Source organism: Vallitalea sediminicola (assembly GCF_054408565.1).
In genome coordinates, this window is sequence record NZ_BTPT01000051.1 from 1 (window position 1) to 11,547 (window position 11,547).

The 11,547-nt window shown below is 33.9% G+C and carries 5 protein-coding genes and 1 pseudogene; 5 read left to right on the forward strand and 1 reads right to left on the reverse strand.

What is annotated here, in order from left to right:
- From ACX6CF_RS20095 to ACX6CF_RS20115, 5 genes and pseudogenes are all read left to right on the forward strand, one after another.
- Window positions 1-1,370: hypothetical protein (locus ACX6CF_RS20095; RefSeq protein WP_458787157.1), on the forward strand; the 1,370-nt coding region annotated here is incomplete at its 5' end.
- Window positions 1,367-3,331, forward strand: a complete 1,965-nt coding sequence (locus ACX6CF_RS20100) for a hypothetical protein (protein WP_458787158.1) — start codon at window positions 1,367-1,369, stop codon at window positions 3,329-3,331. The genes ACX6CF_RS20095 and ACX6CF_RS20100, both read left to right, overlap by 4 nt.
- A complete protein-coding gene (locus ACX6CF_RS20105; RefSeq protein WP_458787159.1) occupies window positions 3,324-4,352 on the forward strand; it encodes a hypothetical protein in 1,029 nt (342 codons plus the stop codon). The genes ACX6CF_RS20100 and ACX6CF_RS20105 overlap by 8 nt, the downstream gene beginning before the upstream one ends.
- A gap of 241 nt (window positions 4,353-4,593) precedes the next feature.
- Window positions 4,594-4,854: pseudogene (locus ACX6CF_RS20110) on the forward strand (DEAD/DEAH box helicase); the annotation flags it as partial.
- A 93-nt stretch (window positions 4,855-4,947) separates the two neighbouring features.
- The gene (locus tag ACX6CF_RS20115; RefSeq protein ID WP_458787161.1) at window positions 4,948-9,609 is read left to right on the forward strand and encodes a Zn-binding domain-containing protein; all 4,662 of its coding nucleotides are present in this window, start codon (window positions 4,948-4,950) and stop codon (window positions 9,607-9,609) included.
- Window positions 9,610-10,341: 732 nt separating this feature from the next.
- On the opposite strand, the gene ACX6CF_RS20120 is transcribed toward ACX6CF_RS20115, so the two are convergent.
- A partial coding sequence (locus ACX6CF_RS20120; RefSeq protein WP_458787160.1) for an IS1634 family transposase occupies window positions 10,342-11,547 on the reverse strand: 1,206 nt, incomplete at its 5' end.

Consider the following 11,547-nt stretch of genomic DNA (forward strand, 5'->3'; position numbering starts at 1 on the left):
TTTTGATGTTGACATTTACAATTAGGAATACTTCACACAATAAATATAGCCTTTTTATGAGGTTTTCAGGTGTGAAAGTAGATTTGATAACAGGGAGTAAATATTCTGGCAGTATCCTATGTATACGAAATAAATTCAGCGACAAAATGGATAGATATCGTATTGATCAATCACGATTTTCTAAAGATGTATCTACGTATTTGAATGTCAGCTTTGCTGCTGAGCGTTATTACATAAAATATTCCCCAAGTACAGTAGAAAAGGATTATAGCAGACATTGGGGTGCAGAATCCGAAGGTTTCATTAATAACATGATGTTGTTCACTTACATTGGTAACAAGGGGAATAAAGTCAGGATAAATGATGAGATTGAAGTAAATGTAAAATACTATTTAATGACATCTTATGGTAAGCGATTTGTACGAGAGAGATTTATCGAGTATTTTCCGATGGGTACACTTTATTTACATGACAATGCGCATCAGTATCAGGTATATATAATTGTTATTCGTGCAAATACAGAAGACGATTTTAGAAGAGCAAGTATGTTTGTAAGAGATAAATTCAAAGTGAACCTTGTATACCAAAAGACAAAAGTAGATTTGATTTGGCCTCCTGTAGTAAAAGGGGCTGATGAGATCAACTACTTTGGCAGAAGCGGTGATGCTCTATACAGAATTTGTAATGGAGACCAAAACGAGAGTATCAATATTCATCAAGATTATGTGCATAGTACTTATCAAATGACGATGCTGGATTACAAATCAAAATTACTTAGAGTACCAATAAATAAAAAAAATGAATTGATGTGCCTTGGCGAATCTAATACAACGTTGCTTTATTATTTATCAAATAAAAAGCATTCTAATATCATCAGAAGTAATAATGAGGTGGCTATATGTGATTCCTATGGAAATATGCTATGTGGGTGTCTTGATGCTTTACCAAAGAACTCAACGATTAATGTTAAATCAAATGTCAAATCGGAAATTCTTCTTTTCAGGCAGGGATTATTTCACTCTAGGTATAAGTTGAATGAAAATAATATAGAAAAGATACAGGATATAAGATACGGTGATGCATTATTCTGGAAACACTATATGAAAGTTCAAAAGCTTGTAGAGTTTTCAAGAGTAAAAGAGGAAATAAAGAAAAAAGTTCTAACCGTATCAATGAAAGACATCATGTATTTAAGTAGAACTCCAGTTGTTGGCTGCAAACCTTGGCTGAAGAGATTGATGATAATAATGGATAGAGAAATCCAGTTGAATCAAGTGATAAAAGCCTATTTGAGGAAAGGCATGATACCAGTTGGGGTAGAACGGCTTTTATATCAAAAGTACTGTGAATTGGGAGATGAGAAAAGATGAAAGTAAAAGATTACTTTATTTCAGGTAGTATAAATCAGATTATAAAAAAAGAGGAATTATTTTTTCTGATTGGTCTAATAGAGCATCCGAAATTGGTACGTCCATTTATAGATTATCCCAAAAAATACAAGCATTTAATTTCTGGATTCAGACCTAACAAGCTACCAAGAGGAATAATAAATCAATTATATTATAATGGTTTATTCAAGCATAATGATACATTGCTAGAAGAGGTCTTTTCAAATTTAATTGAAGGTATATTGATGCCAATAGACCTTGAAATAATGAATCAAATGGATGGGGAAGATGATGAGTATGTCAGTATAAGGAAAAGAATGACTGGCGCTAAAACAGATAATTTTATTGAATATGTCAATGGTCTACTTAATACGTGTTTTATAGACAGAATACTCTTATTCTTTAAACTAATATCCATTGAGCTAGATGAAGAGTGTATCTCATACATACAAGTTGAAGTGGAGGAAAAGAAAAAAGCTATTGAGTTAGAGCGAAAGTATGAAAAAAAATATAGAGCTGAAGTTGAAAGAAAGCTTGCTTATTATGAGAAAGAGCACCTCAAAAAAATTCAGCTTTTAGAAGATGATATTAAGAAGCTCAAAGAAGATGGCAAACATACCAAGGAGAACCACAGGGAAGAACTGTCATCAAAGGACAAAGAGAATGGTGTTTTGCGGAAATCAATAAATGATTTGAAAGATGATAATACAAAAATAATGACTCAACTGAATAAGCAGGTTGAGGAATCAAAAGAATTTATAGATGTACTACAACTTGGAAGAGAGTTGCATAAGGTTGAAATACAGGAGCTGCAAGCAAGGCTTGCCTTGAAAGATAATGAATATAAGAAAATAGCTTATGATAAATGGCTCGTTGAGCATGAGGAACAGGTAAAGGCAAAGGAAAAAGCTGAAAATGAAATACATCAATTAACCAGTACAATTGAAGACATGAAAAATAAGGCTGAACAATTGGAAATGGAACGAGCTAAGAGTGAGGATGTAAATGGGAAGTTAAAGAATAATACCAGGGACTTGATTGAGGGAATAAAGTCAGCGGTTCAAATGCTTGGAATCTCCGAAGAGTTAACAAATCAACACATTGATCTCATTATTGAAGATATCCAGTTGAGAGATGAGGAAGAAGATTACACTGATGACATTTTGGATTTTATTTATGACCTTCAGACCAATCTAGCTATTTCAGGTGTAGAGGAAGATATGTCATTGAATATGGCGAAATACATTTGCTCAAGCATAATTCTAGAAAAGAGCATATTGCTCGTAGGGAATAATTCACGAGATATAACAAATGCGCTTTCGAATGTATATTGTTCTGCAGATGCTGCAGTATTAACCGTGCCTCAAGGATTTAATGATGTCAAAAGAATCGAAGAAATAATCGAGAGCACTCAATCAAAAGTTATCTTGATAGAGCAATTACTGGATAATTCATTTGAGAATATATATTATCCTTTGTTGAAAAGGAGTAATTCCAAGATGCTAGTATTTTCTCTTGAATCTCTTGAAATGATAAAATTATTGCCAAGTGGCATACTGGGTTATTTGACATTGCTTAATATTGACAACAGTATGACGTTTAAAAGGAATGAGGAACTGATTAAAGCATCGGTGAACAAAGATATTTTTAAGAAGAACATTGAGCTTAGTGATAAAAAAGAGGCACTGGAAAGACTAATCGACTTCAAAAAAGTACTTAGTGTATCTAAAATAGCCATGCTTGAAATTGCAAAAGTTACTGCAGTCCTTCAAAAACTAAGTAGTAAATCTGATTCTATTACCAGCATTGTCATCTTTTACATAAGCCTGATATTTGATAGTCATGTGGAGCTTGATGTTTTGTTAGGTGTTCTTTCTGAATTGGATATTGCAGATGTTGATATTCAAAAGATAAAGCAAACTTTGGAGTTAGAAAATGAGTAGTAAGAATCCCATAATCCATAGAATTAATCAAGATTTGAGGATGCAGCCATTAGATGATGAAAGTGAGATATCTTATGTAACAAGACTTGTTTATTCAGCTAGTGCGTTGAAGATAAGGTCAGCTTTGCTTAATATTGAATTCATTGATGGTTGTATTGTCGATAAAGGCCGAAGCCAAAAACATATGGCACAGTATGTGTTAGAGTTTCTTGATTGCATGCTATCTCAATACCCTGAAATGAGCAAATGGTTTATGGGGAAAGATGAAAAAATGTTTTCTTCTATTATTATTAATAGGCTGAAAGCTTTTGGTGATATTCAGGCGATAGGTTCCAATTCTCAGTTAATGCTACCTGAAGAGGAAGTAATTCAAATAAAAAATGGGCTTTATCTGAAAAGAGGTTTATGTGATGAAAAGAAAGTTGTAATGTCCGGATTAGCCCCTTTATTAATTGGAAAACCTGAAGAAAAGGCTATAATTAGCGATATTAAAGCTCTTCTAGAGAATGTCAATAGGGCTGATGAGGTCTTAAATGACTATATCAAAAATATACAATGGCAAAGGGTTGAGTTAGACAATTTAAATTATAAGATATTTGATCCATTGCACAAGTCTTTCTTCTCACATGCTTGGAACGAATCATCTGAAATTCCACGAAACAAGATATCAATTTACAAGAATGATTATGGGCAATTTGGATTCATCAAATTCTGCAAAAATAATTGCTATATAAGCGAAATTAGTTCTTACTTGATAGAAACTTATGAAGTGAATAGATTTCTACTAGGTTTGAAAGCAGAGTGTTGTAAGCAAGCGAAAGCGTATTATCATTATAATAAAGTGTATGTAATACTGAAACTGGAGTGCAATCTGCCATTGCTGGAATTATCGATATTTAATTTGTTTGGTTGGCCAGTGAGACACATCCAAGATAGTTATAATTTTATTTTTCATGAGTCCATTTGGGAATGGATTTATGATGTTTTAGAAAATCTATGTATTGAATTGGTAGGAGAATGAGATGGAAAAATATGGTGTAAAAAGTACACATGATGCACTGAAGACAAAACTGATTGATTATGTAAAGGCGCAATATTTAGGTGAAAGCAGATTATTGTACGAAGCGTGTGAAGATATCATCAATGAAGAAGGTATTCTTTTTCAGGAATCATACGTTGAGTCGAATCCGGCGTATGAAGTCTGTGAAGATGGTATACAGAATGCAAATATTCCTCAAAATATAAAAGAGATATTGGGTAAAATGGTAGAAGCTAAGCTTGGAGTCTTTAGGAATCCATATAAACATCAAATTAAGGCTTTAGAAGCTTTCTATGAAAATCATGACTTATTTGTAACAACAGGTACTGGATCAGGTAAGACCGAGTGTTTTATGTGGCCTATGGTAAGCAACTTGACTAATGAAGCTTCAACAAACAAAAAATCTTGGAAGCAAAGAGGTATCCGGGCATTGATGCTTTATCCTATGAACGCTTTGGTATCAGATCAGGTAAGTAGATTAAGACGGATGATTGGTGTCGGTGATGAGGGTGAAGGTTTCGGTCAGGTTTTTTATGATTGTACAGAAGATGAATCCACAAGAATCCCTCAGTTTGGGATGTATACAGGGAGAACACCATATTCAGGAGACAAGAGTAAGGGAAAGGATACCGAACTGGCGGATACTCTGAATAGAGATCTACTCTCTCAAGATGAGTCAATAAAAAAAGTATTGAAAGACATCGGCAAGTATCCTGCTAAGAAGGATTTTGATGGTTTTGTAGAAGCTTTGTATGAAAGCAAGCATATTACAAATGATTTAGATGCTGAATTGATGACAAGACAAGAGATGCAACAGTCATGTCCTGACATCTTGATTACAAATTACTCAATGTTAGAATATACATTGCTTCGCCCGATTGAAAAGAGCATTTGGGAGCAAACTAAATGTTGGTTAGATACCGATGAAGAGAACAAACTGATTATCATCATTGATGAAGCACATATGTACAGAGGTGCTGCTGGGGGAGAGGTTGCTCTTCTTATTAGAAGACTTCTTTTTAGGATTGGTATATCTAGAGATAAAGTAAAGTTTATTATGACGAGCGCGTCAGTTCCAGTAGGATCTGAGAAAGAAGTCATAGAATTTGCAAATGATATTTCAGCAGGAAATGGAAAAAATTCAAATTTTGAAATCATCCGTGGCTATAGCCAGTCGATAGTGTTTCCTGGAAGATATGACATGTCTGCAGTAGAACTCGCAAGTCTGCCGATAGACGAGTTTGCATTGGATGAAGATTCGAAACTAAAAGGTATTAATACCTTTGCTAAGAAATTCGATAAAAAAATTGATATAGAAAAATACGAATTAGGAAGACATTGGTTATACAATCATCTAATGGAATTTACTCCTATGCTGAAGGTTATGTCTCTTTGTAGAGGGAACGCTGTTGCTTTTAATCAATTAGCTAAAGAAGTCTTTCCTAAGGATTCAAATATGATTTCAGAGAAAGCTATTGAAGTACTACTTAGTATAGCCCCATTGGCAAGAAATAATGAAGGTCAAGTGCTGTTTCCGGCGCGTTTACATATGATGTTCAGGGGATTACAGGGCATTTCTGTATGTTCAAATCCTGACTGTACTCATGGATTGCATGTGGAAGGACTTAAAGTTGGTAAGATACACCTTGGAAAGAGTAGTAATGTTTGTAGTCACTGTTCCGGAAAAGTATATGAATTAGTAAACGATCGACGATGTGGCGCTTTATTTTTGAAAGCATTTATGTATGACGATGTCAATGGTGCTAGGTATATATGGAATGAACCGGGGAATAAATTTGATGGGTCGATGAAAGAAGTACATCTATATATTATCCCTGAAGATGGCAAATACGCCAAATCTAATGAAACAATAGTAGGCTGGCTCAATGCCTATACAGGTAAACTATATTTTGACGATACATATGCCAATGAGAAGGGGTTTCTACATGTAGCATATAATAATAAGGAGCTCATGGGTAAGCCGGGTATGCTGACTTTTAACAAGTGTCCAAAGTGTGAAAAGATACATATGAACGCATCGGACTTTATTACAAAAGGTAATGAATCCTTTTATAATATAGTTTCTGAACAGCTAAAAATTCAGGCTCCAAGGATATTTGACGAGGAGAAGCTTAAGAAATCACCAAATGCAGGAAGAAAGGTCCTGCTATTTTCTGATAGTAGGCAAAGAGCTGCAGGTCTTGCTATAGATTTAACGAAATCAGCTGATGATGAGGCCATGAGAAAAGTAATTGTGTTAGCGGCTAAGAAATTGTTGACTTGGGCCGAGGAGAATCATCGAGAGCCATCGATGGATAAACTATACACTGTTTTTCTTCACTTAGCCTATACAAATAACTTACAGTTGTTCTACGGGGGAAATAACGAAGATTTCAACAAGAACCTTGAAACAATAGGAAAAAGGATTAAGTATGCTAAAAGAAGAAAACGAAGCCTGAATTATGAAGACATTAAAAATGAATTTAAAGAGGTTCCAGAATTGTATCAGTTGCATCTATTGAAGCTTCTTTGTAGCAGCTACATATCCCTAACTGATTTGGCATTAGGTTATGTCATGCCATGTTCGGAAGATCGTGAGATGGATGTAATGGACAACCTTGAAGAAAATGGTATTGAAATGGATATTGAAGAATTTAAACTCCTGTTTTCTGCTTGGGCAAATCATATAATGAAGGATACTTTTTCGTTGGATGAGACAATTAGTAAAGAGGTCAGAGAAAACGTGCGAGTTGGACGGATGCCTAGATATGGTTTGAAACCAGACAAAGGGCTGCCTCGTCACATCAAAAAAATAATTGAATCAAAAGAATATGGCAATAGTGAGAAAAAAATCAATGTTATTTACGACTGTTTGAAGAGTTATACGACAATTCCAAAAGGTGAAGAGAATTCTTATCTGAATTTGTCATACATCAAGTTGGTTGTTAATGAGAATCAGAAATGGATTTATTGTAACAAATGTTCTGGCGTATTTCATAGCGACCTATGGGGGTGCTGCGCCCACTGTGGATCGGATAATCTCATTGAAATGGATGAAATTGATTTAGGTAGATTGGATTTTTGGAGGAAGCCGGTAGTTGATGCGGTGTATACTGAAGGTGAAAAACAGATTGCGAGTATAAATACAGAAGAACATACCGCTCAATTATCTCATATTGATCAAAGGGATGAAACCTGGTCAAAGACTGAGAACTATGAGATGAGATTCCAAGATGTAGAAATTGGTAATCAGCCGGTAGTAGATATTCTAAGTTGCACGACCACCATGGAAGTAGGGATTGATATTGGCTCGTTGACAGCTGTAGGACTAAGGAATATTCCACCCATGAGAGAAAACTATCAGCAAAGAGCAGGTAGAGCAGGTAGAAGAGGGACTTCAATATCTACAATTGTTACCTACACAGATAACGGACCTCATGATAGTCACTATTTTCTGCATCCGAGTGAAATAATATCTGGGGATGTAAGGGCACCATGGATTGATTTGAACAATAAAAAGCTGATTAAGCGTCATGTAAATATTGTTATGCTTAATGAATACTTGAAGCGTTTGAATCTCGGAATGGATAAGTTGAGTATAAAAGAATTTTTCAATCTGCATTTACAGAAATTCAAGGTTTTTGTTAATAATCGTAATTTATCATCTACAGAAGAGGGGGTATTGTTACCAATCGGTATTTCATATGATGTTGAAAGTGGTAAAAGTGAACTGCTTCAGTTGCTTGAGAAAATAAAGACCAAGTATGAAAAATATCCGGAAGACTATGAAGATGAGAGACAGAATATAAGACCAATAATGGATGTGCTTTATGATGAGAGCGTACTGCCTACCTACTCCTTCCCCAAGAATGTTGTAAGCTTTTTCATAGAGGATAGATATGGTAAAAAAGTCAAGTTCAGGCCTAGTAGGTCACTCGATCAAGCCATTAGCGAATATGCCCCAGGTCGGGTGATTAAAGTTGATAAAAAAACGTATAAATCAGGAGGTATATACAACTTTCATTCTAAATTCAGAAAAGGCTACTTTGATAAGCCCGCAAGACCATATTTTGAAAATAAAGAGTATTCTAAGGATCTCTTTTCATGCAAGAATAAGTCTTGTGGATGGTTTGGTTTATCTTTACCACAAGACAACAAATGCCCGTTCTGCGGTAACAATGAGATTTCTAAAAGAAATTTCTTGAAGCCCTGGGGATTTGCACCTGTAAATGCAACCAGTGTAAGTGAGTCACGCTCTGAAAGTACGATGTCTTATGCAGAACTACCTTGTTATTCAGCCACACCATCAAAAGATGATATGAATGATACGAATTTCAAGTATATTAAAAGGGCTGACAGAGCTGATCAAGCGCTTATTGTTCTGAATAAAGGTCCGGGAGATAAAGGGTTTTTGATTTGTAAAGACTGTGGGGCTGCTATTACTGGTGAGGAAGAATTTGATAGGAGTGTAAAGAAACCATATAAATCAACCAAATCTCTCAAAGCCTGTTTCCATAATGATGTAGATAACTTTGTTCTTGGGCATGAATTCATGACAGATATGGTCGTATATGAGTTTGAACTTGACAGAAATAAAATCAATACAGACACCGAAGAACTATGGATAAGTTCAGCTGCTCTAACTCTTGCCGAAGCTATGGTTTTAGCTGCAGGAAGGGTGTTAGATGTCGAATTCAACGAAATAAAAAGCGGATATCGACTTAGATATTCAAGGGAAAAGGTTTTTGTAGATATTTATCTATTTGACAGTCTATCAAGTGGTGCAGGCTATAGTTCTGAGGTTTCGCACAGAACAGATGAAGTAATTGATAAGACACTTGAGATACTAAATGATTGTGATTGTGAGTCTTCTTGCCATAACTGTATTAATCACTTCTGGAATCAAAGAATTCAAAGTAAGCTGAACAGGAACTTAGCCATACAATTGCTTGAATGGGGGATACAGGGAAAGATGGCTAGCGCATTTACTCTAGAAGAGCAAAGGAAGATTTTTAATCCTGTTAAAAAGGTGCTTGAGATGGATGGAGAAGTCTCTGTTTCAGATAACAGGGAAATGATTGTAGTTAGCAAATATGGGAAAGAAATACCTATCTTAGTATATCCAGTTATGTGGAATATACATGGAGTTAAAGCTAGTTCGAATGCTTTAATGTTCTCAGATGCTATGATTAATAAGGCTTTACCAGAAGTATATCATGAGATAAATACTGAATTATAAGTACTTATAATTCTGATGTCATTGAGAAAGTCACCAAAACTAAGATTATGAAGAATGAATAGACTATAAACAATGGAAAAACACTAGAATACACTGCAAAACATTATGTCAACAGAGCTACACTTTTGTTTATAAAAGGCAATTTAATTTGGAACATCAAAGAAAAGGAAGTTTTTGTATGAAATTTTATGTGGAATTCACAAAATGGATTTTGCTAGAAGCGATGAAACAAGTTATTATCTTCTCTGATGTTAATATAATATTAAAATATAGAATACCTAAAATAATATGAATAAAATAAACAATAATAGTATCAAATGCAAAAAAAATATACAAAAATATTTAGTTAATTCTTGAAATATTTTATGTGAATTAATTCATTATTCTAAAACCATCTAAAAGTGGTTATGACCTAACCCTAAAACAGGGTGAGTCTAACCACTTTCACAACTAATCTCTTACAACACATTCAATCATCCCTCACATAACTCCATACCCCCACAACCCCTCTAATTCTACCCAAACAGACAAATACCAAGAAAATAACTTTCCAACCTACAAAAAACAGAATATTTATTCCGAAATAACAAAAAAATTCGGATTTATATTGATATGGAAAATTTTCTCTGATAAAATCATGGGTTGACACTTGAAAGAAAATAAAACCTTGTAAGCCCTTATAAATAGAGGGATACAAGGTTTTTGTTATGGGGTAAAAAGTGCGTACCTTTTTTATTTTTTAGTATCTTTAAGAAAATTTTTTATTTCTTTTGAAGAAACTATCTGATAGTCAGTTCTAAAGCCAAACTTTTCATGTAAATCATCTGTGAAATCAGTTCTAGTATAAGTAGGAATGTAGCCTTCACCAGGTATATTGTAAAAGTTCATTTCTTTTAGTCCAGATACTATTTCATTACATGTATATTTATTATCTAGTTTCTTTTCTATTAATCTATATATTGCAAGAGCCATAAAACAAGTTGTGAAGTGTGCTTGTATAGAATCATCTCTGCTTAAATAAACGGGTCTTGCCTTGAACTCTGTTTTCATGATTCTAAAGCATTCTTCAATCTCCCACCTTCTTTTATTAATCTTAATTATTGCAGAAGCATCAGCTTCAAGATTAGTACATATACCGTAAAATCCATCAAATACTTCTTCTTTTGCAATAACAGTATCATCAATACTATAAAAGTTTTTATCAGCTATTTCACCATTTTTGGTACAACTAGTCTTCTTAATAAATCTTTTATAATTATTTTGATTAGCTTTATTGATTCTAGAAGGATTGGAATCTATTTTTTTAACAGCACGTTCAATCTGGGTATTACGTATACTTCTTTGATAATCTCTATATTTAAGAGAAAAAGTAACAATAAGTTTTTGCTCTAATCCATTTTCTTTAATCCAACGTTCTTTATAAAACACTTTTGAAGTCACTCTATTTCTATCCAATTCATTCATTTTATCCAGCATATCATCAAGTTTTGATAAGCTATAAACTCTATCATCATTTGGTAATCTCCAATTTTCAGGATCAAGAGCCCATTTTTTAAGATGAGATTTTAACTTTTTAATAGATTGAGTAGTAATAAAAGCACGTTCGCCTTGGTCATTAAACTTTCTATTATTATTAGAAGCTAAACCGGCATCAGTACAAACAATAAATTTTGATAATTTAAAGTCATTAAGGATTTTTTCTTCAAGAGGCTTTAGAGTAACTTGTTCATTAGTATTACCGTTATTAATGCTAAAAGCAAGGGGAATACCATCACCATCCATAAATAAGCCCATTTGAACAATAGGATTAGGTCTATGCTCTTTAGAAACACCGTATTGTTTCAAACCATCAGCTTCTTCAATTTCAAAGAAATAATTAGTACAGTCATAATAAAGGATGTTAGTATTTCGTTTCGAAATTTTCAAGCTATTATTATA